This window comes from Kribbibacterium absianum, assembly GCF_030067705.1.
GTDB classification, from domain to species: domain Bacteria; phylum Actinomycetota; class Coriobacteriia; order Coriobacteriales; family Atopobiaceae; genus Kribbibacterium; species Kribbibacterium absianum.
Window position 1 is genome coordinate 167644 of the sequence record NZ_JASJEX010000002.1, and the last position, 23375, is coordinate 191018.

Annotated in this window: 19 protein-coding genes and 2 tRNA genes; 5 read left to right on the plus strand and 16 right to left on the minus strand. The window is 67.3% G+C overall.

Annotation, left to right across the window (positions count from 1 at the left end):
* Window positions 1–32: 32 nt before the first annotated feature.
* From QJ043_RS03720 to QJ043_RS03755, 8 genes are all read right to left on the minus strand, one after another.
* Window positions 33–644: an acyltransferase family protein gene (locus tag QJ043_RS03720; RefSeq protein WP_283713997.1), complete on the minus strand. Its 612-nt coding sequence runs from the start codon at window positions 642–644 to the stop codon at window positions 33–35.
* A gap of 25 nt (window positions 645–669) precedes the next feature.
* The gene (locus QJ043_RS03725) at window positions 670–1551 is read right to left on the minus strand and encodes a phosphoribosylaminoimidazolesuccinocarboxamide synthase (RefSeq protein WP_283714019.1); all 882 of its coding nucleotides are present in this window, start codon (window positions 1549–1551) and stop codon (window positions 670–672) included.
* Between the two features lie 124 nt (window positions 1552–1675).
* Window positions 1676–3274, minus strand: coding sequence for a HAMP domain-containing sensor histidine kinase (locus QJ043_RS03730; RefSeq protein ID WP_283713996.1), 1599 nt, complete (start codon window positions 3272–3274; stop codon window positions 1676–1678).
* Window positions 3275–3278: 4 nt separating this feature from the next.
* Complete coding sequence (locus tag QJ043_RS03735; protein WP_283713995.1) at window positions 3279–3998, minus strand: response regulator transcription factor; 720 nt, start codon at window positions 3996–3998, stop codon at window positions 3279–3281.
* Window positions 3999–4241: 243 nt separating this feature from the next.
* Entirely contained in the window at window positions 4242–5681 is a 1440-nt protein-coding gene (locus QJ043_RS03740; RefSeq protein WP_283713994.1) for a Tat pathway signal protein, read from the minus strand.
* Window positions 5682–5683: 2 nt separating this feature from the next.
* Window positions 5684–5956, minus strand: coding sequence for a TIGR03905 family TSCPD domain-containing protein (locus tag QJ043_RS03745; protein ID WP_283713993.1), 273 nt, complete (start codon window positions 5954–5956; stop codon window positions 5684–5686).
* A 129-nt stretch (window positions 5957–6085) separates the two neighbouring features.
* Window positions 6086–7486 carry a Sapep family Mn(2+)-dependent dipeptidase gene (locus QJ043_RS03750; protein WP_283713992.1) on the minus strand — a complete coding sequence of 467 codons (1401 nt, stop codon included), beginning with the start codon at window positions 7484–7486 and terminating at the stop codon, window positions 6086–6088.
* 148 nt (window positions 7487–7634) lie between these two features.
* A complete protein-coding gene (locus QJ043_RS03755) occupies window positions 7635–8549 on the minus strand; it encodes a hypothetical protein (RefSeq protein ID WP_283713991.1) in 915 nt (304 codons plus the stop codon).
* Between the two features lie 138 nt (window positions 8550–8687).
* Here QJ043_RS03755 and purB point away from each other — a divergent pair, with 138 nt between their 5' ends.
* Both purB and QJ043_RS03765 read left to right on the plus strand, forming a co-directional pair.
* A complete protein-coding gene (gene purB / locus QJ043_RS03760) occupies window positions 8688–10031 on the plus strand; it encodes an adenylosuccinate lyase (RefSeq protein WP_283713990.1) in 1344 nt (447 codons plus the stop codon).
* A gap of 258 nt (window positions 10032–10289) precedes the next feature.
* A complete protein-coding gene (locus QJ043_RS03765; protein ID WP_283713989.1) occupies window positions 10290–11213 on the plus strand; it encodes an Ltp family lipoprotein in 924 nt (307 codons plus the stop codon).
* Window positions 11214–11345: 132 nt separating this feature from the next.
* Here QJ043_RS03765 and QJ043_RS03770 read toward each other — a convergent pair whose 3' ends face one another.
* Window positions 11346–11612, minus strand: a complete 267-nt coding sequence (locus QJ043_RS03770) for a hypothetical protein (RefSeq protein ID WP_283713988.1) — start codon at window positions 11610–11612, stop codon at window positions 11346–11348.
* 263 nt (window positions 11613–11875) lie between these two features.
* Between QJ043_RS03770 and QJ043_RS03775 the strand changes: the two genes are divergently transcribed.
* On the plus strand, window positions 11876–13072 hold the full coding sequence (locus tag QJ043_RS03775; protein ID WP_283713987.1) for an IS110 family RNA-guided transposase: 1197 nt from the start codon (window positions 11876–11878) through the stop codon (window positions 13070–13072).
* Window positions 13073–13716: 644 nt separating this feature from the next.
* Here the strand turns inward: QJ043_RS03775 and QJ043_RS03780 are convergent.
* The 4 genes from QJ043_RS03780 to QJ043_RS03795 form a co-directional block, all read right to left on the minus strand.
* Window positions 13717–13792: transfer RNA gene (locus QJ043_RS03780), tRNA-Lys, on the minus strand.
* Window positions 13793–13819: 27 nt separating this feature from the next.
* Window positions 13820–15094 (minus strand): aminopeptidase, encoded by a 1275-nt coding sequence (locus QJ043_RS03785; RefSeq protein ID WP_283713985.1) that lies wholly within the window; start codon window positions 15092–15094, stop codon window positions 13820–13822.
* Window positions 15095–15194: 100 nt separating this feature from the next.
* A complete protein-coding gene (locus QJ043_RS03790; protein WP_283713984.1) occupies window positions 15195–15707 on the minus strand; it encodes a hypothetical protein in 513 nt (170 codons plus the stop codon).
* Between the two features lie 255 nt (window positions 15708–15962).
* A tRNA-Gly gene (locus QJ043_RS03795) sits at window positions 15963–16037 on the minus strand.
* Between the two features lie 133 nt (window positions 16038–16170).
* Between QJ043_RS03795 and QJ043_RS03800 the strand changes: the two genes are divergently transcribed.
* Complete coding sequence (locus QJ043_RS03800) at window positions 16171–16449, plus strand: glutaredoxin family protein (protein WP_283713983.1); 279 nt, start codon at window positions 16171–16173, stop codon at window positions 16447–16449.
* 24 nt (window positions 16450–16473) lie between these two features.
* The gene (locus QJ043_RS03805) at window positions 16474–16710 is read left to right on the plus strand and encodes a glutaredoxin family protein (protein ID WP_283713982.1); all 237 of its coding nucleotides are present in this window, start codon (window positions 16474–16476) and stop codon (window positions 16708–16710) included.
* Between the two features lie 87 nt (window positions 16711–16797).
* Here QJ043_RS03805 and QJ043_RS03810 read toward each other — a convergent pair whose 3' ends face one another.
* The 3 genes from QJ043_RS03810 to QJ043_RS03820 form a co-directional block, all read right to left on the minus strand.
* On the minus strand, window positions 16798–19170 hold the full coding sequence (locus tag QJ043_RS03810) for a M28 family peptidase (protein WP_283722736.1): 2373 nt from the start codon (window positions 19168–19170) through the stop codon (window positions 16798–16800).
* A 218-nt stretch (window positions 19171–19388) separates the two neighbouring features.
* A complete protein-coding gene (locus QJ043_RS03815; RefSeq protein WP_283713980.1) occupies window positions 19389–22370 on the minus strand; it encodes a helicase C-terminal domain-containing protein in 2982 nt (993 codons plus the stop codon).
* 9 nt (window positions 22371–22379) lie between these two features.
* Complete coding sequence (locus QJ043_RS03820; RefSeq protein WP_283713979.1) at window positions 22380–23339, minus strand: D-alanine--D-alanine ligase family protein; 960 nt, start codon at window positions 23337–23339, stop codon at window positions 22380–22382.
* Window positions 23340–23375: the final 36 nt, after the last annotated feature.

The window sequence follows — 23375 nt, forward strand, 5'->3', positions numbered from 1 at the left end:
TCCGGAGCACGAACGAGCGCGTCCGAGCGCGGCTACTTGGAGGAGCGCTTGCCCTTCTTGGCCTCCTCCTTGGCGGCGCGGGCGGCGGCCTCTTCCTCGTAGTCCTTGTCGATCACCTGCTGCATGCGCTTGTCCGTCATGCCGGCCACCTCGGTGTCGGCGCGCTTGCGATAGGGGCGCACCTTGACCCAGTCGAAGATGAACGCGCCGATGATGCACACGTAGGCCAGCACGAGCGCGACCACCGATGCCATCCCGAGCGGCTCGGTGACGTCGCTCGACGCGCCCGGGAACACGAACATGCAGAGCCACGCGACGGCCGTCAGCACGAGACCGGCGCCCAAGAGGACCCACCAGAAGCGGCGGTACTTGCGGTACTCGGGGCTCTGCTTGAGGAGGATGTTGCTCACGACGACCTGACGGTCGCGGGCGTCGCGCTCACGGCGCTTGAGCTCCTTCTTCTCCTCCTTGGTCATCTGAGCTGCCGGCTTGCCGCCGCCGGTCGCGTTGGCCTTGACCACGCGGACGGAGCCGCCGGCCTCGCGGACGGGCTTCGCGCGGGAAGCCCCTTTGCGGGTCATGCCGGGCAGCCCTTCGGTCTGCTGCTTGCGGCTGCGGTCGTTCTGCGGGTTGCGAATGCTCATGAAGCTCCTTAGCGGGTGGTGCGGGTTACTCGGATTGCTCGGCGGCGGGCACGAACGGCTCGCCGGTCAGGATCTGGTAGGCCTCCTGGTAGCGCTCGGAGGTGCCATCGAGCACCTCCTGAGGCAGGTGCGGCGGCTCGCCGGTGAAGTCCCAGTTGGCCTTCAGCCAGTCGCGTACGAACTGCTTATCATAGCTGGGTTGCACCTGGCCGGGCTGCAATCCACGAGCGGGCCAGAAGCGGCTCGAATCCGGGGTCAGGCACTCGTCGATCAGGATCACCTGGCCATCGAGCAGGCCGAACTCGAACTTGGTGTCCGCGATCACGATGCCGCGCTCCGCCGCGTAGGCCGCCCCCTCCGAGAAGAGCCGGACGGACAGGTCGCGCAGCTGCTCGGCGACGTCCTCGCCCACGATCTGGACCACCTGCTCAAAGGTGATGTTCTCGTCGTGGTCGCCGATGGCCGCCTTGGTGGACGGCGTGAAGATGGGCTCGGGCAGCTCGGAGGCCTCGAGCAGGCCGTCGGGCAGCTTGATGCCGCAGACGGTGCGGTCCTCGTCGTAGGTCTTCTTGCCGGAGCCCGTGAGGCGGCCGCGCACGATGCACTCCACCGGCAACGGCTGGGCCTTCTTGACGAGCATCGCGCGGCCGTTGAGGTAGTCCGCGTAGGGTTGGAACTGCTCGGGGAAGTCCGCCGGGTCGAGGCTCAGCAGGTGGTTGGGCACGATGTCGGCGAACTTGTCAAACCAAAAGGCCGAGAGGCGCGTGAGCACCTCGCCCTTGGACGGGACCTCGTCGGGCAGCACGTAGTCAAAGGCGCTGATGCGGTCGCTTGCCACCATCAGCAGCGTGTCGCCGCAGTCGTAGATGTCGCGCACCTTGCCCGAGCTGTCCGGACGCATCTCCATAGCCAATGGAATCCCCCTCGTGAACACCAATCGGAACCTACACCCGGGGACGAAGCGCCCATGCGGGCTCGACAGGCACGACTGCGCCCACGGACACCGCTCCGTCCTCCTGCGCCTGTCTCAGTCAGCTTTTGATTGTAGAGGAAGGTTCCTGAGCATGGCCGGTGTGGTGGCGCGGCTCGCGGGTCGCGGGGATGTGCACCGTGAACGTGGTGCCGTTGCCCAGCTCGGACTCCACGCCCACAAAGCCGCCGTGCTTGTTCACGATCTCCTTCACGAGCGCGAGACCCACGCCCAGGCCGCCGCTCACGCGCTCGCGGCTCGCGTCCGAGCGCCAGAAGCGCGAGAACACGCGCGGCAGGTCCTCCTCGGCGATGCCGATGCCCGTGTCCTTCACCGAGACGGCCACGTCCTTGCCGTCGCGGCCCACCGTGACGAGCACGTGGCCGCCCTCCGGCGTGTAGCGCATGGCGTTGGACAGCAGGTTCACCACCACCTGCTTCATCGTGTCCTGATCCACGTTGCAGTACAGCTCGGAATCAGGCGCCTTGACCAGCAGCTTGAGGTCGAGCCCCTGGTCCTCGAAGAGCTGCTCCTGGGCCTCGACGATGTCGCCCACCAGCACGGCCATGCACGTGGCCCGAGGGTTCATCTGCGTCGTGCCGTTCTCGATGCGCGAGAGGCGCAGCATCGCGTCCACCAGGCGCGACAGGCGCCGCACCTCGCTCGCCACGAGCGCCAGGTGCTCGTCGTCCGCCGGCAGCACGCCGTCCTGCATGGCCTCCACGTTCACGAGCATGGCCATCAGGGGAGTGCGGAGCTCGTGGGCCACGTCGCTCGTGAGCCGGTGCTCCATCTTGAGGTCGCCCTCGAGCGTGGTGGCCATGTCGTCGAAGGTCTCGCCCAGCTGGCCCAGCTCGTCGTCGCCGGTGAGGTGCGTGCGCGCGGTGAGGTCGCCGTTGTTGATGGCCCGGGCGGTGGTGGTGATCTTCTTGATGGGCCGTGTGAGCGACTTGGAGACGAACACGCCCATCACGCACGCGAGCACCACGGCGGCCCCTGCCGCGCCGGCGATGGCGCCGTAGGAGTTCTGGCGGAAGGCCGCATCGCTCTTGGTGAGCAGCGCGTCGGAGCCGAAGGCCCACACGCGCACCTCTCCCACCTTGACGCCGTCGTCGGTGATGTTGGCGCGCACAAGGGAGTCCGGGTCCACCGGCGCCAGCGAGACGGACGGCGTGCCGAGGGGCGCGGCATCGGTGCCGGTGGCCCAGGTGTCGTCGTACACGATCACGGAGTCCGCGTTCAGCACCTGGATGCCCACGTCGGTGACCTGCGACGACGCGGCGGCAGCGGCAGCGAGGGTCTGCTCGGTCCAGCCGCCGTTCTCCTCGTAGGCGATCGAGAGGGAGTTCGCGATGTTGGTCACGAGGTTCTGCATGTTGGTGCGCGTGTAGAACTGGAACTGGCTCTCCCACACGATGGCGAGCACCGCGACGAGCAGCGCCGCCGTCATCACGGCCACGAGCACAAAGGAAAGGGTCAGACGGCTCGCGAAGCTTGGCACGGGGCCGGTGTTCGCGCGGGGCGTCTGCCACGAGGCCGTCTGGCCGGCATCGAACCCAGGGCCGATCCCGTTGGCGCTGGATGGTGATCGGCCCTGGGTCGTTTGGTCGTTCTTGGCGTGCCCGCCCTGGGGGGACGCGGAACCCTGCGCCTTCGTCACGGCGCTACTTGTCGGCGTCCGCCGGCTTCTCGGAAGCCTCGAAGCGGTAGCCCACGCCGTGCACCGTGTAGAGCCACTTGGGGTTGCGCGGGTCGTCGCCGAGCTTGGCGCGGAGGTTCTTCACGTGGCTGTCGATGGTGCGCTCGTAGCCCTCGAAGTCGTAGCCGAGCACCTTCTCCACCAGCTCCATGCGGGTGTACACGCGACCGGGGTACCGCGCGAGGGTCGTGAGCAGCTTGAACTCGGAGGCGGTGAGGTCCACTTCCTTGCCCTCCACCATGACCTTGTGGCCGGAGATGTCGATGACGAGGTCGCCGAAGTCGAGCACCTCGATCTGCGGCTCGGCCTCCACGCGGGCACGACGGAGCAGGGCGCGCACGCGGGCGACAAGCTCGCGCGGGCTGAAGGGCTTGATCAGGTAGTCGTCGGCGCCCAGCTCGAGGCCGATGATGCGGTCCTCCACCTCGCCCTTGGCGGTCAGCATGATGATGGGCACGTCCGAGGTGTCGCGGATGGCGCGGCACACGCGCTCGCCCGACAGCTTGGGGAGCATGAGGTCGAGGATGATGAGGTCGAACGTGTGCTTCTCGAACTCCTCCACGGCGCTCTGGCCGTCGCCGACGCTCCGGACCCAGTAGCCCTCGCGCTCGAGATAGGCCTGCACGGCGTCGCGGATGACCTTCTCGTCCTCCACCAATAGAATTCGCTTTGCGTCTGAAGCCATAAAGGCCTCCCCACTGTCGTTGTGCTCCCGAGGCAGCGTCGAGTGACAGATGTCCCGTTTTCCAGAGTCTACCCCAGTTTCTGCCGTTCCCCTGCAAAGGCGGGCCACCGACCCCGCAGAGGGCGCGCCCTGGTACCGTCGGCCCTCGTCACATCGTCAGTTCTTGCAGACCAAGGAACCGTAACGCAACCTGTTGCCGATACCGGGACGCGCACACGAGAATCGGCGCCCCTCGATGCGGCCTCAGCCGAGCTTGTAGGCGCGCACCTGCACCGAGGCGGGATAGGTGGTCGCGGGGTCCTTCACGGTGGCGAAGGTCACGAACGTGGAGCAGGTGCCCACGCGCGCCGGGTACTCTCCGTAGTCCACCGCGCGGCTCGCAGCCACCAGCGTGTTGTACTCCTCGTCCGGGATGTCGAAGTAAAGGTACGAGGCGCGGGTCTTCACCAGGAAGAGGTCGCTCGTGCCCGCCGGAGCGGCGATGGGCTCGCGGGACAGCGCGACAAAGTTGTCGTCGTCCATCTGCACGTAGGTGCCCATCTGGCCGAGCAGGCCGCCCGAGCTGTAATTGGCCTCGATCTGGAACACAAGCCGGCCGCCCATCGACACCGCCGAGAACGGCTTCACACTCTGGGGCAGCACGAGCTGTGCCGTGCGGGTGGCCAGGTTGTCGCTCAGCTGGTACGAGCTGATGCCGTAGTACATGCCCTCCTCGTTGCGGACGCGGGGCACGAGCGTGACGACGCCGTCGGAGATGGTGGGCTCGCACGCGAACCGCCCGTGCGACGTCACCACGGCCGTGGCGTTCGACTGGCCGCTCCGCCACAGGTAGCAGTGGGAGTCCTCCGCGCTGTGGGAGCCGGTGGCCGTGGGCATGCCGAGCCACACCACCGCGTCGCCCGAGACGGCCACCTGTGGGATGTCCCACTCGGCGTCGCCGGTGGCCAGCGTGGAGACGCCCCCAGTGAGCGCTCCTGCCGAGAACGGCGCGGCGTAAAGGGCCCAGTCGCCGGCCACCGTGTCGAGCTCCACCCAGGCGTAGAGGGAGTCCGAGCAGCGGGTCTGGTAGATCACGTAGTTGGTGCCGGTGGTCACGGGCTCCTTGACCACCGTGGCGAGCGAGCCGTCGGACACCGAGAAGGCCGCGCCGGTCACCACCGGGTTGGCCGACTCGCCGGCCGCCAAGGCCGGAATCCACGTGCCCTCGCCGGGGAACAGCACGGTGCCCAACGGGAGCGTCCAGGTGCCCGCCTCGGTGAGGCCGGCCATCTGCTCGTTGTAGGTGTAGGAGTCCGTGACGCTCGTGGCCTGGTTGTCATCGACCACCGTGGGCGTGGCGTCGGACTCCTCCTCGCTGGAGGAGCAGCCCTGGAGCGAGCTCAGCGCGCTCGCCGTGACGCCGATGGCGCCGGCCGCCCCCACGCCCTTGAAGAGCGTGCGGCGGTCCACGTTCGCGAAGGGCTTGGGCTTCGGCTGGCGCGGGATAGTCGGCGTCGCATAGCGCCCCGCGCCGTTACGGGCGGGCGTGGTGGGGCGCGCCTTGAGCGGCCGGCCGGATCCAGCGTGGGCCGGCGCGGGCGTTGCGGGCTTCTTGGTTGCGGTGGTGCGCGGCGTGGCCGAGGCGCGCGGGGTGGCACGCCGAGCAGAGCCCGGGCGGCGCGAACGCGATGAGGAACGGTTCATGGTCACTCCGCGGCTCCGACGCGTTCCTGGGCCTCGATGAGCGCACGGGTCATCTGGTCGGCGCAGGAGGTGGGGCGCGGGCCGCAGGTGTTGCCCTGTAGCAGGCTCACGACCTCGTCCACCGGCCGGCCAGCAACCAGCTTGCCGATGGCCTTCAGGTTGCCGTTACAGCCACCAACGAACGAGACGGACTCGACCGTGCGACCGTCGTCGGACAGGGCTATGGAGATCTCCCGCGCGCAGACGCCGCGGGGCTTGAACGTGCTCGTAATCATGCCAGCCAGTATACGGCGCTGCCTTGTACCCCGTTTATGGCCGAACAAGTATTCAGCGGTCCGTCACATACCATCAATTGAGAAATTGGTCAGCACCCGACGGGTGCTGACCCATGGTTCGCCTGACGACTACAGCTGCTGCAGCCTCGCGATCGCGTCGATGTAGATGGCCAGCGCTTCTTTCATGCGCTCCTCGGAGACGGCCTCGTTGGGGCCGTGGATCGCGCCCACCCACGCCGGCGCGTCCGGGTCCGGGCGCTCCGGGCCAAAGCTCAGGCCGTTCGCGAAGTGCCGCGCGTAGGTGCCCCCGCCCATCGTGTACGGCTCGGCCGCCTCGCCGGTCGCGTCCCCGTATGCGCCGAGCAGCGCCTCCACAAAGGGGCTGTCCGCGTCCTGGTAGTACGGCTCCTGCACCTCCGGCCTCGCCATCGTGCACCCGTGGAGCTCCGCCGCCCGGAAGAGCTTCGCGTGCAGGTGCTCGGCGGTGGTCTCCTCGGGATAGCGGATGTCGACGGTCTGCGTGAACCGGCCGTCCTCCGTGCGCACGACGCCCGCGCAGGTCGTCAGGGCGCCCAGGCGCTCGTCCTCGCAGGCGATGTCCAGGTGCTCGCCGGTGGTGTCCGAGCACAGCAGCCGCTCAAAGGCCAGGAAGCGCTCCTGGTGCGGCCCGTACAGGTGGTTCTCCCACAGGAAGTCCGCGAGCAGCCCAATCGCGTTCACGGTGCCCTCCGGCATAGCCGCGTGCCCGCCGATGCCCGTGGCCACGACGCGCGTGGTGCCCGGCTCGTCCCCGGGGAGCACCTCGATGCAGTCCGGAATCTCGAGCCCTGCCAGGCTCTCCGGCGCAACGGATAGCAGCGCCTCTGCCTTTCTCGGCACCGCGTTGCGCACCGTGCCGCCCGTCAGCGCCAGAAGCGGCGCGCCGGCGATGTCGCTCGTGGAGAACACGCTCGTGAAGGTGCCCTTCTCACCGTGGCCCACCGGGAAGTCCGCGTCCGGCGTGAAGAGGAACCACGGCTCGCCCACCTGCGTCAGGTAGGTCTCGACGTCGCCCATGCCGGTCTCCTCGTTGGCGCCGGCGATCACGTGGATCGGGTGCCGGAGCGGCGCGCCCTGGCGCCGGAAGAACTCAGCGGCATAGAGCGACAGCACCCAGGGGCCCTTGTCGTCGAGCACCCCGCGCCCCACCAGGTAGCCGTCACGTTGCTGCAGGTCAAAGGGGTCGGTGTCCCAGCCGTCGCCGCCCGGCACCACATCCACATGGGCGATGGTCGCGAGGGGCTCGTCCGCCTTCTCACCCGGCAGCTCGGCGTACCCGATGGCACCGTCCAGGTTGTGCGTCTCGAAACCCAGGCGCCGGGCGATCCTCATGGCCTCTTTAAGCGCCTCCGCAGGGCCGTCGCCCCAGGGCTTGCCAGGCGCCGCCGTGGACGGGTCCTCGACGGAGTCGATGGCCACCAACGACGCGATGTCGTGCACCACGTAGGGCCACACCTCGTCGACATAAGCCTGCACCTGCGTCTTGTCCACGGCGTCCTCGCAATCGGTCGCGCTCTGACGAGCGAAAGTCCTTTGTTTTTCTGCTGGTAGATGCCCCACACTGCGCCACGGGAAACGCGGCAGGCCCACCGAAAGCGTTCAGCCTCCGTTGGGCGCCCCCGCATCCGGGTGTCGACAGCTAATCGCGGATGCCGCTCAACCCGATGCCATAGAGGATCCCGAGCAGGCACATCTCGAGCACCCAGACGCCCGAGATCCGGTAGGTCGCGTAGGACAGGCTGTAGGAGCCGTGCAGCGTGAGGGTGTCCAGGAAGGCGTTGGCAATCGTGAGCAGGAACAGGCCGAGCGGCACCCAGACCAGAATCCGATGGGACCACTGGTGCTCCGGGAAGCTCGCCTGGGTCCAGCCGATCGCGGCAACGAAAGCGGTGACAAAGAAGGCCGCCATGGGCGCCGCAACGGACTGCGAGATGAAATAGGTGAGCGCGCCGTGGGCGTAGGGGCCCACCACGTACGGCGCGAGCAGGTAGACCAGCTGATAGACGGACCCGGCCCAACCGAGGGCGCCGACGGTCGCAATGTCGCGGGCACGGCGCGGGCGCTCCCAGAGTGGCTTCTCGGGATGGGGCGTGTCCGCGACGGGCAGGCTGAGGCCGAGGCACGCGCCAAGCACCACGAGACCGCCGCAGAACCAACCGACGCCGTTCTTGAGCACCGAATAGGCCACCTGGGCGCCCTGACTGTCCGTCTCGGAGACGCAGGCCATGAACATGATGCAGAACGGCACCGATGCCCCCACCAAGGAGATCAGCGCGAGCGCGTAGCGCACCGGACGCGGCACTTCGAAGTTGGCCATCACGACGACCACGATCGCCGTCACACAGGGCACGCAGAACGACAGCACCATGAGCGCCGCCAGGGGCCACGCGCCGACCGTGGCAAGGTCCCAGCGAGCGTGCACGGCGGAGGGGATGAGCACGATGACCGACAGAATGGCAACGGCGATGAGCCCCACGCCCGCAGTCATGATGGGGCGGCGGCGCAATGGCGGGACATCGGCGACCGTCAGGCGCTCCTCCGGGCTCTTGGCCACGACACCTTCCTCTCTCCAAGCTGATTCCTGAACCATCCTAGCTGTCCCCTGGAGTTTCCCGTGCGGTTTCGGAGCGGCCACAGCTCTCGGTAGAATCGTTGAAAGGGAACCGACACGACCGCGACTAAGGGGAGCCCTGTGATCGACCGCTACACGCGCCCGGAGATGGGCCACATCTTCTCGCTCGAGAACAAGTACGCCATCTGGCAAGAGGTGGAGGTGCTCGCGTGCGAGGCCTGCGCGCAGCTGGGGATCGGCGACATCACGCCCGAGGAGGCCGCCTACATCCGCGAGCACGCGGCCTTCGACGCCGCCGAGGTGGACGCCATCGAGGCCGTCACCAACCACGACGTGATCGCGTTCCTCACGGACCTCGGCAAGCACATCGACGCGGACGTCCCGGAAGGCAGCCCGAAGCCGAGCCGTCACGTCCACTACGGCATGACGAGCTCCGACCTCGGCGACACCGCCCTCTGCCTGCAGCTGGTCCAGGCCACGGACATCATCATCGAGGACGTCCGGCAACTGGGCCGGATCTGCAAGGACCGCGCCCTCCAGGAGCGCGCCACCCTGTGCGTGGGCCGCACGCACGGCATTCATGCCGAGCCCATGACCTTTGGCATGAAGTTCGCCAGCTGGGCCTGGGAGCTGGAGCGCGACCTCGAGCGCCTGCAGGAGGCCCGCAACGGCGTGGCCGTGGGCGCGATCTCGGGCGCGGTGGGCTCCTACAGCTCCATCGACTCCGGCGTCGAGGCCTACGTGTGCGAGAAGCTCGGCCTTGTCCCGGATCCCCTGTCCACGCAGGTCATCAGCCGCGACCATCACGCGGCATTGGCCGCGACGCTCGCAGTGGTCGCCGGCACCTGCGAGCGCATCGCCACCGAGATCCGCAACCTGCAGCGCACGGACACCCTTGAGGCCGAGGAGCCCTTCCGTGCCGGGCAAAAGGGCAGCTCCGCGATGCCGCACAAGCGCAACCCCATCACCGCCGAGAAAGTCTGCGGCCTCGCGCGCGTGGTGAAGGCCAACGCCCAGGTGGAGTTCGACAACATGGCGCTCTGGCACGAGCGGGACATCAGCCACTCGAGCGCGGAGCGCGTGGCCATGGCGGACTCGTTCATCGCCCTCGACCACATGCTGCAGTGCCTCATCCGCATCGTGGGCGGTCTGATCCTCTATCCGGCCCGCATGCTCGCCAACCTCAACAAGACGCGCGGGCTCGTGTACAGCTCCAAGGCGCTGCTCGCGCTCGTGGACACCGGCATGAGCCGCGAGGACGCCTACGCCGTCGTGCAGCGGAACTCGATGGAGGTGTGGGACGACGTGCACGCCGCGGTGCCCGGCCCCACCCTGCGCGAGAAGCTGGAGGCGGACCCGGCGTGCCCGCTCGACGCCGAAACGCTCGACAAGGTCTTCGACCCGTGGGCGTTCCTCGGCCGCATCGACGAGCTGTTCGAGCGGGTGGAGGCGTTGGAGTTCTAGGGGCGGGCGCAGGCCGGCACGGTGAGTTTGCTTGGTGCTTGCAAACTCACCGTGATTCAAGGAAGCAATCATCGCTTTACCAGCGGTTTTGCGGGCGCCCCGAGCGCCCGCAATGTTTTGCTTTGCATTTGCAAGCTAGACGGGAAGGCACCCGCGCCCCGGCTCCCTCCCTGAGAAACAGATACCTAAAATTAATCTTAGAAACTGTTTCTGATAGCATCATGCAGGACCTGCACCGGACTGTCCCCGGGAGACCTCATGAAGCGCGCGCTCACGCTCCTCGTTGCCACGACCCTGTCCGTCGGAATGGTTGGCTGCTCGGCGATACCGAGCGCGGGAACGCCAAACCCCACCGCGCAGGCACCCAAGGCGGAGGAGACCCAGCTCCAGCAACTCGAGGGGGACGCAGTCACGCTGCAGGTTCCCGCGTCGTGGACCGTGGACGAGACCTACGACGTCTCTGCGGTCCTCGTCACGCCAGACACGTTTGACGGCTATCTGATGTACAACGCGAAGATCAGACCCCTCAGCATGTTTTCTAACGCTGACGAGTGCCTGGAGAGCCTCAGGTACCTCGACCCTTCCGTTGGGGACGTGGTGACGTCCGAGGTGCTCCCTTCCGGAGCGGAGACGTTCCTTTGTGAGACCCAGGCGACCGACGACAAGCAGAGCAGGGGTTTCGTTGCGGTGCTTATGTCTGGCGACCGGGCCGACGTGGTCCATATCGGTTGCGCCGGCGACGAGTACGAGGCCCACAAGGACGAGATGCTCAAGGTGATGAGCAGCATCGCTCTAAAGGATGGCCAGAAGCCCAGCTTCAAACCTGCCGGTGAGACCGAGAGTGAGGGCTCGGCTCAGGAACCAACAGCCCCTGCCACCCCAGAGCAAGAGCAGGCGCTGGAGTTGGCCGAGGGCTACCTGAGGGTCAAGGGCTACTCAAAGAAGCGGCTGCTCCACCAGCTCACCTCGGAGCATGGCGAGGGTCTGCCGGAGGACGTCGCTCAATACGCCGTTGACCATCTCAACGTGGACTGGAAAGAGCAGGCATACCGGGCAGGAGGGACGATTCTCACCTACGGTTCGTATTCCAAGCAGGAGCTCTATGACCGACTGACCTCCGAAACCGGTGACCAGTTCACCCCCGAGGAGGCACAGTACGCGGTGGATAAGCTCTTCTCGTAGGGTCCAGCGAATCCGCGGTCGCCCCGAGCGCCCGCAACGCGTTGCTCTTCATTTGCAAAGCAAACTCAACCCCAGAGCGCCGATACACAGAGAAGGGCGGTCGACCATCACGCGGTATGCCACAAGAGGGTGTCAGGCGATGTCGCGCTCCACCAGAGAGCGCAGATACTCGCTGCGCTTTCCACGGCCAGCCTTGGCGTCCATCTTCCGTGCCATGGAGACAGGCACCTTGAAGGTGACCGTCACAAGCTCCTCGTCGCACAGGGCTGGGCGCCCCTGCGGGCGCACAATCCAACGACCGGGTTCGCCGGGATAATCGCCGCGGGCAGCGGCATCCGCCATTCGGTCCAGCTCCTCGTCGGTGATCACTGCACCCGACTTGGTGATGATGTCTGCCATTGCCGCTCCTAACTTCTAGTTGTTGCACTTGGGTGCCGAATACCGGGTCATTCAGGCTGCACGCAGTACTGGCGAGGCAGGCACGCCGACATTTCCGATGGGGCGAGGAGACCCCGCAGAAGGAGAGTGGCGGCCTGCCCCATTCGGGGCCGTCCACGGATTAGCTGGATGGGGGCGCCGGAGGCGCACCCCGGTTCTCTTGTAGGAGGTTGTGGGCCCGGGTGGTCCGGCAGGGTGCCTGCCGTCTGCAAGGAGGTGGCACCATGCTGCACGTCGGTATCGACATAGCCAAGCACGACCACTGGGTCGGGGCCGTGGGCGACGACGGGCGCCGCGCCGCGAGGCCGACGCCCTTCCGGAACTCCCGGGAGGGGTTCGGGGAGCTCGTGGCCCACATCGAGGGGCTCGGGGGCGACCCCGCATCGGTGCAGGTCGGCATGGAGGCCACGGGGCACTGCTGGCCGGCCTGCTTCCGCGCCCTCCGGGAGGCCGGCTACGAGGCGGCCGCGATCGACCCCATGCAGACCAACGCCGTGCGCAGGCTCAGGAACCTCGGCAAGGTGAAGACGGACGCCGTGGACTGCGAGCTGGTGGCCGAGACCGTGCGCATCGGCGCCTTCGAGCCCAGCCGGCTCGCGGACGACGACCTGCTGTCCCTCAGGCAGCTGGTGCGGCTGCGCCAGTCGATGTGCGAGAGCGCGAGCGACCTGAAGCGGCAGCTGCTGTGCGTCCTCGACCAGGTGTTCCCCGAGTACGCGGCGCTGTTCAGCGACCCGTTCGGCGAGTCGTCGCTGGCGCTGCTCAGGCGCTGGGGCACCCCCGACGCGCTGGCGCGCGCCCGGGAGTCCACCCTGGCCGCCGAGCTGCGCCGGGCCAGCCACGGCCGGCTGGGCGAGGAGAGAGCCCGACAGGTCAGGGAGGCGGCCAAGGGCACCTGCGGCGTCAAGCTCGCGCTCGGCTCCTTCTCGCTGGAGGTCTCCATGCTCGTTGCCCAGCTGGACTTCATCAGCGGCCAGTGCGACGAGCTCGAGGGGCGCATAGGGGCGCTGCTCCGGGAGATCGAGCCGCTGGTGCTGACCGTCCCGGGCGTGGGGGTCCTCACCGGCGCCCAGATCGTGGCGGAGGTGGGCGACGTCTCGCGGTTCCGCAACGCCAAGGCCCTCGTCAGCTACGCGGGGCTCAACCCGTCGGTGTCCCAGTCCGGCAGGTTCGAGGGCTCGGACGCCCACATAACCAAGCAGGGCTCCCCCTACCTGAGGCGCGCCCTCTACCTCGTGGCCATGTCCAGCCTGCGCGTCCCCGGCCCCTTCCGGGACTTCTACGACAAGAAGAGGTCCGAGGGCAAGAGGCACCGGGAGGCGCTCGTGGCCACGGCGCGCAAGGCCGCAGCGGTCGTGTACGCCGTGCTCAGGAACCAGGAGCCCTACGACGGCTCGAGGGTGGGCGCGCGGCCCGCATGATCCGGTATTCGGCTCTCAAGGTGCAAATGCTCATCGGGGGTTGCAATCAAAAACCGGAAGAGCGCCCATCCTCACGGGGGTTGACTTCCCATAGCTGGTCTCCTCTCACATCAAATCTAGCTCGCGGGCCATCTTCTCCGTCAGCCTCATCGCGTGGAACACAGACACCAACCCGTCCAGCGTCACCACGCCGATCATCTCTATCATCCGCCCGTGTGTATCTGGGCCGGCCGCGCACACAAGATCGGGAGGCCCGTAATCCCGTGTGCGCATCGCCCGCGCGTTGTTCCAGGCGCATACGACATCGGCCTTAGATACTTCCGGGTGGCGCTGTTGCACTCGATCCTGGACCTCGACTCGCACGGCTCCTCTTCCTTTCGTCGTACTATATTATAATACAAAAAAGTGCCGTCATCAGTCGCGACGGCGGAGGCTTGAGTTTGCGTTGTGTTCGCAAACCCATCGCTATTCAATCGTCAAACCATCAATCTAACTGCGGGTTCATGGGCGCCCCGAGCGCCCGTGGCTCTCTGTGTTGTAAATGCAAAGCTAACCGCCCCGCACATGCAAAGCAAAACGAGAAGCACCACCAAACACAAAAGCAGGTGGTTGCCGTTTACCAGCAACCACCTGCCATTTCACACTGGTGGGCCCTGTGGGGTTCGAACCCACGACCTTGGGATTAAAAGTCCCCTGCTCTGCCAGCTGAGCTAAGGGCCCGCGCACCATCTTAACGCACCCGCGCGCCTACTCCCACGCCCACTGGCCGTGGGTGAACACCGGCACCTCCTTGCCGTCGGGCTTGATGCCCGTGATGTCGAGGTCGTCCGTGCCGATCATGAAGTCCACGTGCTGCGAGCTCTGGTTCACGCCATGGGTGAGCAGCTCGTCGGGCGACAGGTCAAACCCGCCCTCGAAGCACTCGGGGAATCCCATGCCGAGTGCCAGGTGGCAGCTGGCGTTCTCATCGTAGAGCGTGCTGTAGAAGAGCAGCCCGCTCTCGCGGATGGGCGTGTTCTTGGAGATGAGGGCGCATTCGCCGAGGTAGGCAGCTCCGTCGTCGGCCTTGATGATCGACGCCAGCACGTCGCGCCCCTCCGCCGCGTCGAACTCCACCACGCGACCGCCCTCAAAGCGGAACCAGAAGTCGCGCACCACCTTGCCGGCGTGGACAAGCGGCAGCGCGGAGTGCACGATGCCCTCGGTCTTGCTGCGGTCCGGGGTGGTGAAGATCTCCTCGGTGGGGATGTTGGGGAAGAAGCGCACGCCGCCCACCGTGGTGGCCGCGCCGCCCTCCCAGATGTGCTTGGACGTGAGGCCCACCGTGAGGTCCGTGCCGTTGCTCGCCTGATACCGCAATGCCGAGAAGTGCGCAGCGTTCAGGCGCCGTTTGCTCTTCTCGAGCATCGCGTTGTGGGTCTCCCACTCGCTCTGGGGGTCGCTCGTCACGCGGGCCACCTCGAGCACGGCGTCCCACAGGGCGAGGAGCGCGTCGCCCGGCTCCTTGTCGGGGAACACCTTGGTCGCCCAGGCCTGCGTCGGCACCCCACCGATGGACCAGGCGTTGCGGCCGAAGTCGAGGCCGCTCCGCCAGATGTCGCACTGGGTGTTGACGGCCCGGCTCCCGGTGGCGATCTTCACCGGGTCGATTCCCTTGAGGCCGTCCGGGTCGTCGCCATCGAGCCACAGGAAGCAGGCGCCCTTCTCGGCAAGGCCGTTGAGCTGCACCCGGCGCCACTCCGGGACCTTCTCGAACCACGAGGTCTCGACGTTCTCGTACTCCAAGCGGGAGAGCTCGTCGTCCTTCCACATCACCGTCACGTGACCGGCACCGGCCTTGTAGGCCTCCTCGACCACCATGCGCACAAAGGGCAGCGCCGCAGCCGGCGCGGTGACGGCCACCTCTTGGCCGGGCTGAACGTTCACGCCCTCACGGAGCAGCAGCTCAGCGTATTTGCGTTGGCGCGGTCTGAGGCCGGTCATCACCACGCCCAGCTCGTCGAAGTCCATGGGCTTGGCCATAGGGCATCACTCCTCCACACACCAGCGCCCAACGGCCATGCCGCCGGGCGACTCGTCGTTTGAGTTGGAACCGCTGCGCCATAGGTCGCCGCTCTCGACCCTAGCAGCGGAAGAGTGTCCCGTCGTCCTCGGCGGTCTCGTAGCCCAAGCAAAAGTCCAAAGCCTCGACCAGGCAGGGCGCAAAAGAGTCCGCCTTGGCCGCCGACAACTTGGGGACAGGAACGACCTTACGCCAGAAGGAGGTGTTGCGCGCCATCAGCGCGGACGTGGCGTAGAAACTCCGCAGCGTGCGTTCGTCGAAGCCGCGCTGGCGATACCAGTCCTCTGCGTTCTTGACGCCGTACTCGCTGAGGAACTCCTTGGCGTCGCCGCGCGAGGCCACGGGGCACGCGGGAATCACGTAACCCTGGTGTCGCGCGACGTTCCACACCAGCTGGTCCGCCTCGGGATAGAAGGACAGCTCGTCACCCAGGGCCTCTTGGGCGAGTTTGATGAGGGCATCGGACGTAACGGCGGGGGGCAGGTGGTACGCGCCCTCCTCGTCGCGATTGAGGACGAGCATCGCACGCACGGCCTCAGCCAGTGGGCGGTTGATTCTCTCTTTGCGAGCCATCGACACTCCTTTTGCGAACACGACGGCATCCGAAGAACAAACGCGCGAAATCGCGGATCTGTGAGGCGATTCTTCTCCTCTTTTCCCTTCGCGCGCACGAGTTTACGCCGACAGAAACGCAGGAGGCCCCGAGCAACAAACCTCTAAGCGGGGCACACAGAGCATCGTGCACACCTGTGGCCCGGCACAGCGACGCACAATCGAGCCAATTAAAAAGGTAGCGACCATTTACGGCCACTACCTCGGTATTTGCGCTGGAGCGGGTGACGGGACTCGAACCCGCGGATGCCAGCTTGGGAAGCTGGAGCCTTACCACTTGGCGACACCCGCAACGCGAGAGCCCAGTATAGCAGAAGGACCCTCGGTGACGATTGGGCCGCTCCGGGCCTCCGTCGTTGGGAGGGATGGTTTTCGGGGACAGAACGACCAGTACGTGGTTTTCGCGCCTATCGATTGGAGAGCCATGGCCGAGAAAAAGGTCCCGCAGCTCGAGCTGTTCTACCGGCCCACCTGCCCCTATTGCGTGAAGGTCCTCACCTGGATGAAGAACGAGGGCGTCGACAACGTGACGCTCTACGACATCTCCTCCGACAGCGAGGCCGTGAAGCGCCTCGTCGCCGAAGGCGGCAAGAAGCAGGTGCCCTGCCTGTTCGTGGACGGCCAGCCGATGTACGAGAGCAACGACATCATCGCGTTCCTCGACAAGCTCCGCCACGAGCCGTTCGACGACATCGCCCGATAGCCATCCCAAACCAAGGGAGAGATTATGACGCTGTTCTATCTGCCCACCTGTCCCCATTGCCACAAGGTCATCACCTGGATCGAGGGGCACGGCATCACCGACAAGTTCAACTATGTGGACGTGAGCGCGTCCGACGAGGCGGCCACCGAGCTGGAGCAGGTCTCCGGCCAGGACTCCGTGCCCTGCCTGCAGCTGGGCGACGGCACGTGCCTCGTGGGTGACACGCCCATTATCGAGTGGCTCGAGAAGACCTACCAGTAAGGCTTCCGCTGGATGCGGCACTCGTGAGTGCACGGGCCGGGCGCGTTTCCACCTGAGGAAGCGCGCCCGGCCCTCTTCATGCCGGTGCTAGCTCCGGCGGATCAGCTCGCTCACGAGGCGGTTGACCTCCACGAGCTTCTCCGGCTCCACGTTCTCGGGCACGTTCTGGGCGGTGTGCGAGAGCGCGGGGACGGTGCCGAAATCGCAGCCCATCAGGGTCGCGGAGCGAATGGACTGGCGCATGGCCGGCGTCGCATCGGTGTCCGCCCAGCCGCGAGGCTCCTCGGCCAGCTGGATGTGCAGGTCGCGCGCGATCCTGTCGAACATGCGGAGCAAGCGGCGGTCCACGTGACGCTTGGTGCCGAATCCCTCCTCGGTGAGGAGCGTCAGGTCGCCGGCGCCGATGCAGCTCAGGTTCACGAGGAACGCCCCGCGCAGGTCCTTGCGGTGAGCGTCGAGGAAGGCCTTCGCACCAGCGTGGTCCAGCTCGCTCGCGCCCGTGGCGACGAACCAGATGTCATGGGCCACAAGGTTCACGTAGTCCATGTCGAGGATGGCGTCCTCGAGCTCCTCATCGGAGACGTCGGCATCCGGTGCCTTGGCCGCGCCGCCCTTCCAGCTGTCGTCGTCGAAGTGGTCCCAGCTGCCGATGGACTCACCCCCGGACTTGGCGTCGAAGTCCTTGTCGACGCCGAGCCACTCGCTCATCGACTCCTCCTCCTCCTGCTTGTGGCGCCCAAGGTGCAGACGCTCGCGGAGGCTCTTCTTGCCGGCCCTGCCGGCGTCGGGGTCGTGGTGGGTCACGGCGGGGTCGGGGGCCACAACCTCGTCCTCGGTGAACGTCTCGGCCTCGATCACGGCCGGACGCGGGCGTGGCTGGGGCACCTGCTGCGGGCGCGAGACAGGGCCCAAGGGGTCCTCGTCCACAGAGGACGGGTCGGGAAGGTCGAAGAGCGACACCCGGTTGCCGCGCGCCTGGGGACGCATGGCCTGAGGCGTGAAGGTGCTCTCGCCCCAACCGGGTGCGACGTCCTCTCCGGCCGCCTGCATCGGCATCTCGACGGTGGAGTCGGAGTCCCCCACGGTGGCCATCGCGGCGGTGTCCTGCTCGGAGACGTCCTCAGCCCTCGCGGCGACGCTCACGGCCTGCCACATCTTCTCCGCTTCTGCGTCGAGGGAGTTCTGGGCCGGAGCGGCAGGTGACTCGTCGGTGGCCTTCGCGTCCTGGCGCGTCGCGGCCTCCCGCTGGAGCACGCGGCCGGTGCTCTGGAACTGATCGCTCAGCGGGTGCTCCTTCTTGCGAGCAGATCGCGGAGTGGGCACGCCAACGGACGACGGCTCCTGCTCTTCGGAGACCGACACGATACGGGCGCCGGACGCGGTGGTGCGACGCGGCGACGTCAGGAAGTCGGGAATCACGACGGACGGCTCGGGCTCGGGTTCTGGTTCCGGCTCAGGCTCAGCCACAACAGCCGGCTCCTCGGCCACCACGACGGGCTCGGGCTCGATGTACTCGATCTCGCAGGTCTCCGGGAGCATGCCGAGGGCCTCGAGCACCGCCTTGCCGTGACGGACGCCCTCCACCTGCTGTGGGACGACCCGCTCGGTCACAACGGTGCCCGTGGAATCGACGACGGTCGGAGTCTCGACGATGCCCAGCTCTTCCAACTCCTCGTCGGCCAGTGCCTGCTCCTCCTCGGCCACCTGCAGGGCGGCCATGCGCGCCGCCTGGGTCTCGGGATCGGAGCTCGCGACGTCCTCGGCAACACCGAGCATCGCAGCAAGCGAGGCGTTGTTGTCGTTCGCGGCACCGGAGAGGGGCATGAAGCGCGAGGCGATGTTGGTGACGCCGACCACGAGCATCGGCAGTGAGCACACGATGCCCACCACCCAAACGATGCGGAGGAACGGCTCGGGCATCCCGACGAACAGCTCGAGCAGCGAGCACACGGCCGCGACGGCCGCACCGATTGGCGCGGCAGTGTAGATGGGCCCCTGGAAGCGCGCCACCGATGGGTTGGCGAGCAGGTCCTCGTGACCGGTGTCGTAGTGCGCCATCACGACGATCGGACGCACGCCCTTGCCGGCATGGGGGCCGCAGCCGCGGTGCACGGCGATGACGTTCTGGCTCCGCGCGGGCGGAAGGAGCGACGCGATGATGTCGCGACCGGTGTAACGAAGGGCGAGGAGCGCGAAGCACACGACGGCCAGGATGAAACCGATAACCGCGCAGGCGATGCCGCCGATGCCGGCCACGACCACGCCGAGGAACATGACCACCATGAGGATGCCCGCCACGAGCGACGTGTCGTTGGGGCACTCGAAGTCCTGCTGGGAGGTCTCCAGGTCGCCGCTCTGGAGCAGCTGCTCCAGCAGGTGGGCCGCCTGCACCTCCTCCTCACTGTTCGCCGGGGCAATCTCGACGTGCTGGTTGAGGTACGCGAGGTACCGGTCGCTCATGGACATCGGCGTCATCCTCCGAGGGGCGGTTTCGTTTAATGCGCGTTGTGGCCGCTAGAGGCCATGGTAATGAAAAAGTATACGCACTTGTCCGCGCCGGCCGGAGAAGGGCGCGCGCCGGCGCAGAAAGAGGCCACATGCGTAAGGTTCCGGCACCGAGGAGAGCCAGCTGGGAGCCACGCGCGAAGAAGCGACACGTGGCCCCCAGCCGGCAGGCTTCAGCGCGAATGCGAGCGACGCCACATCTCGATATAGGGCGTGAGGTGCTGCGCCTGGAGCGTCGTCACGTTCCTGCTGGGCAGCGAGTTGAGGAACTGCTTGCCATAGCGCTTTGTGAGCAGGCGATTGTCTCCCAGCACAAGGATGCCGGCGTCCGTCGACGAGCGCACGAGCCGTCCCGCCGCCTGCTTCACCTCGAGCACCGCGTCGGGCAGCGAGTGACGCCACCACGACCGACGGTCCTGGGCCTCGCGCTCCCGCACGAGCGGGTCGTTGGGGTTGGCGAAGGGCAGCTTGGGCACCACGACGCACCGCAGCGTGTCGCCGGCGGCGTCGAACCCCTCCCAGAAGGACTTGAGCGCAAAGAGCGACGAGGCCTCCTCCTCGATGAACTGGCGGCGGAGCCGCGCCATGTTCGAGCGACGCTCTTGCTGGTAGAGGGTCAACCCCGCGTCACGGAGGCGCGGCTCAAGGATCGCGAAGACTCGCTCCATGTCGCGACGGTTGGTGAAGAGCGTGAGCACCGAGCCGTCCATGGCCACGTGGATGTCGTAGAGCGCGTCGGCGAGCTTGGGGATGTAGGCGCGGTCGTAGGGGTCCGGCAGGTCCGTGGGGACGAGCACCGCCATCGCGTCGTCGAAGTCGTAGCCGCTCGGCAGTTGCAGATGGCGCACCGCGCCCTCCGGCAGCCGGTCGAGGCCGAGGTTCTCGTCGAAGTGCTTGAAGTCCTCGCCCACGGCCATCGTCGCGGAGCAGAACGTCGCGCTCATCGTCTCCGGGTACCAGCGTTGCGCCAGCTCGGCGCCCACGTCCAGGCGCTCAGCGCTCAGGCGCTCCTCTCCCTGGCGGCGCTTGCCCAGGTTGGCCGAGACCGAGCACACGTAGCCCTCCTCGGAGCCGTTGAGCACCACGAGCAACGCGTCGCGCACCTCCTCGAGGTCGCGAAGGGGCTGCCCGAGGTCGGTCTTGAGGGACGCCACGTCACCGGGCGCGGACTCCGCCGCGCTCACTGCCTGAGTTTGGGCGTCCCGACCGAAGCGCACGGTCTCCTCGAGCTTCTCGGCGAGCGCGAGACCCTGCTGGGCCAGCTCTTGCCAGTCGGGACGTTGCCGCAGGTCGGCGCCCACCCAAAGGGTCTCAAGGTCGTAACCGCCCGATCCGCGGTTCTTCGAGACGAACTCTCGCACGGACTCGAAGAAGCTACTGCTCGCAACGCTCGCACGTGCCGCCGAAGCTGCGGTTTTGCTGAGCAACCGACCCACCAGCTCGCCGGAGTCCGTCCCGCGGGTCTCGTCCCAGAGCGCTTTGATGGAGCCGGAGCGCAGGTCGCCGAGCTGCTCGAAGCCTTGGCGCGCCTTGGCGGCGGAGGCCTCGAGCGCCCATTGGCGGCGCGCTTCCTCGTCGAACGAATGGGCCTCGTCGACGACCCAGTGGCGAATCGGGGGCAGGATGCGCCCGTCGGACGCGACGTCACGGAGCAGCAGCGAGTGGTTGGTCACCACGATGTCGGCGGCAGCGGCCCGCCGACGCGCCCCATGGAGGAGGCATCCGCCGTTGAAAAAGCGGCACTTCTGTCGACGGCACTCCTGCGGCGTAGTCGTGAGCAGCGTGCGCGGCACCGAGCCCCAGCGAATGCCGAGGCTGTCAAGGTCGCCCTCGGGCGACTGGGCCACGGAGGCGATGGTGACCGCGAGCGCGGTGAGCATGTCGGACCGCACGGTGTTGGCCGAGCGCCCATTGGCCTGCACCTGCCCCTCGGGGAGGTCGAGGAGCAGGGCGCGCTCCACCTTCGAGAGGCATGGGTAGTGGTCGTAGCCCTTGAGGTGTGACCAGGTGAGGCCGGGCATCGTCTGCGCCAAGAGCGGGAGGTCGTGTCCCACCAGCTGGTCGGTGAGGGCGTTGGTCTTGGTCGCGACGCCGCAGGTCACCTGGTTCTTGTGGGCATAGAGCGCCAGCGGTCCCAGATAGGCGAGGGACTTCCCAACGCCGGTGGGCGCCTCGACCACCAGGTCGCTGCCGCTGTCCACGGCCTCCGTCACAGCCTCGGCCATGTGCACCTGTCCAGGGCGAGGCTCGAACCTGGGGCCGCCGGATCCCGCCAACGCGGAGGCCACCGGGCCGTTCGGCGCAAAGAGAGCGTCCACCTCGGCTTTCGAGACGGGCCGCAGCACGTCCACCAGGTCTCGGGCGTCCTTTCGCGGCCGCGCCGGCGCTTTCGCCAACAGGTCGCGACGGAGCCCCGCGAGGTCGAATGGCCCGTCCTGACGCTCCGCCGCCAGATACGCAAAGAGTGGCCTATAGGGCCATTGCACCTCGGGATGCGCCTCCGCCATGAGCCTCAGGAAGCCCTGGGGGGCATCCGCCAGCGCAGCGATGAGGACGCGCCACACGCCGGCCAAGGCGTCGACGTCGTCCATCGCGCGGTGCGAGACCGCGTCGCAGCCAAAGGCCTCGGCCAGGTTCTTGAGGCTGTGCGAGGTCAGGCGCGGCAACGCGATGCGCGACAGCGCGAGCGAGTCTATCCACAGGTCGGAGACCTTTGAGCCCCCTTTGACCTTCTCCACAAAGGTTCGGTCGAAGGTGGCGTTGTGCGCCACGATGGGGACGCCGCCCACGAATTCCTCGAGCCCGCGGATGACCTCCTCCGCGCGCGGGGCATCGACAACATCGCCGGGGGTGATGTGCGTCAGCGCGCTGATCTCGGGCGGGATGGGCCTCACGGGCTTGATGAACGACTGGAACCGCTCTCTCACCTCTCCGCCCTCGAGCCTCGCCGCCGCGACCTCGATGAGCTCGCAGTCCCGGAAGCTGAGGCCGGTGGTCTCGGTGTCGAGAATCACGACGTCGTCGCCGAGAAGACCGAGATCAAAACCGTCGGCCTTCTCTCGGAGGCCCCGGTACCAGTCCGCGATGGCCGACGGCGTGCCGGGGGCGATGAGGTCGTCCACCGTCACGCGGTCGGCACTCTCCTGATGTGTCACGGCGTCCCTCTACCGATCCTGGGCGTGGCGCTCGTAGGCCCACGCCACGAAGCGGCGGCAGAGCTCGGCGAACGGGATGCCGGAGCGGTTGGCGGAGTCGGGCAGCAGCGAGCGCTCCGTCATGCCGGGGATGGTGTTGGTCTCGAGGATGACCGGCGTGCCGTCCCCAGTGACGATGAAGTCGCTCCGGGAGGCGCCGCTGCAGCCGAGGGCCAGGTGTGCCGCCACGGCGAGCTCCTGGGCGCGGGCGTAGACCTCGGGGTCCAGGCGCGCCGGGATCACGTGGTGCAGCTCGCTCGGCTCGTACTTCACCTTGATGTCGTAGAACTCGGCGCCGGTGACAATCTCCACCACGGAGAGCGCCTCGGGATCGTCGTTGCCGATGACCGGCACGGTGATCTCCGTGCCCTCGACGCACTCCTCGACCAGCGCGTGGTCGCAGGACTCGAAGGCCAGGTCGAGGGCAGCGGGCAGCTGCGCGAGGTCCGTCACGCGGGTGACGCCGTAGCTGGAGCCGTTGACCGCCGGCTTCACGAAGAGCGGCAGGCCGAGCGGTCGCACGCGCTCCACGACGTCGTCGCGATCCTCTCGGGAGACGCAAATGCCGCGGGGCACCGGGATGCCGGCCTGTTTGAAGACCGTCTTGGAGACCTCCTTGTCCGACGCCATGGCGCTCGCGAGCACCCCCGAGAACGTGTACGGGATGTGCATGACCTCCAACAGGCCCTGGATGCAGCCGTCCTCGCCGTAGGCGCCGTGCATCGCGACGAAGGCGACGTCGAAGCGCCCCTGGGCGAGCGTGGTGACGAAGCCGGGGTCCGCGACGTCCAGCAGCGACACGTCGGAGAAACCGGCGTCGCGCAGGGCCCGCTCGCAGGCGACGGCGGACTCGTGGCTGATGTCGCGCTCGTCCGCCCAGCCGCCCCACAGGAGGGCGACGCGGGAGGCGGTCACATCGAAAACGTCCATGGGCTTTTGCTCCTCACGAGAAGGCGTGCATACAAT

Bases quoted from the DNA above. Each gene is read 5' to 3' on its own strand.
- QJ043_RS03720 (WP_283713997.1), bottom strand. From the start codon at position 644: ATGAGCATTCGCAACCCGCAGAACGACCGCAGCCGCAAGCAGCAGACC.
- QJ043_RS03725 (WP_283714019.1), bottom strand. From the start codon at position 1,551: ATGGAGATGCGTCCGGACAGCTCGGGCAAGGTGCGCGACATCTACGAC.
- QJ043_RS03735 (WP_283713995.1), bottom strand. From the start codon at position 3,998: ATGGCTTCAGACGCAAAGCGAATTCTATTGGTGGAGGACGAGAAGGTC.
- QJ043_RS03740 (WP_283713994.1), bottom strand. From the start codon at position 5,681: ATGAACCGTTCCTCATCGCGTTCGCGCCGCCCGGGCTCTGCTCGGCGT.
- QJ043_RS03745 (WP_283713993.1), bottom strand. From the start codon at position 5,956: ATGATTACGAGCACGTTCAAGCCCCGCGGCGTCTGCGCGCGGGAGATC.
- QJ043_RS03765 (WP_283713989.1), top strand. From the start codon at position 10,290: ATGAAGCGCGCGCTCACGCTCCTCGTTGCCACGACCCTGTCCGTCGGA.
- QJ043_RS03770 (WP_283713988.1), bottom strand. From the start codon at position 11,612: ATGGCAGACATCATCACCAAGTCGGGTGCAGTGATCACCGACGAGGAG.
- QJ043_RS03775 (WP_283713987.1), top strand. From the start codon at position 11,876: ATGCTGCACGTCGGTATCGACATAGCCAAGCACGACCACTGGGTCGGG.
- QJ043_RS03785 (WP_283713985.1), bottom strand. From the start codon at position 15,094: ATGGCCAAGCCCATGGACTTCGACGAGCTGGGCGTGGTGATGACCGGC.
- QJ043_RS03790 (WP_283713984.1), bottom strand. From the start codon at position 15,707: ATGGCTCGCAAAGAGAGAATCAACCGCCCACTGGCTGAGGCCGTGCGT.
- QJ043_RS03800 (WP_283713983.1), top strand. From the start codon at position 16,171: ATGGCCGAGAAAAAGGTCCCGCAGCTCGAGCTGTTCTACCGGCCCACC.
- QJ043_RS03805 (WP_283713982.1), top strand. From the start codon at position 16,474: ATGACGCTGTTCTATCTGCCCACCTGTCCCCATTGCCACAAGGTCATC.
- QJ043_RS03810 (WP_283722736.1), bottom strand. From the start codon at position 19,170: ATGAGCGACCGGTACCTCGCGTACCTCAACCAGCACGTCGAGATTGCC.
- QJ043_RS03820 (WP_283713979.1), bottom strand. From the start codon at position 23,339: ATGGACGTTTTCGATGTGACCGCCTCCCGCGTCGCCCTCCTGTGGGGC.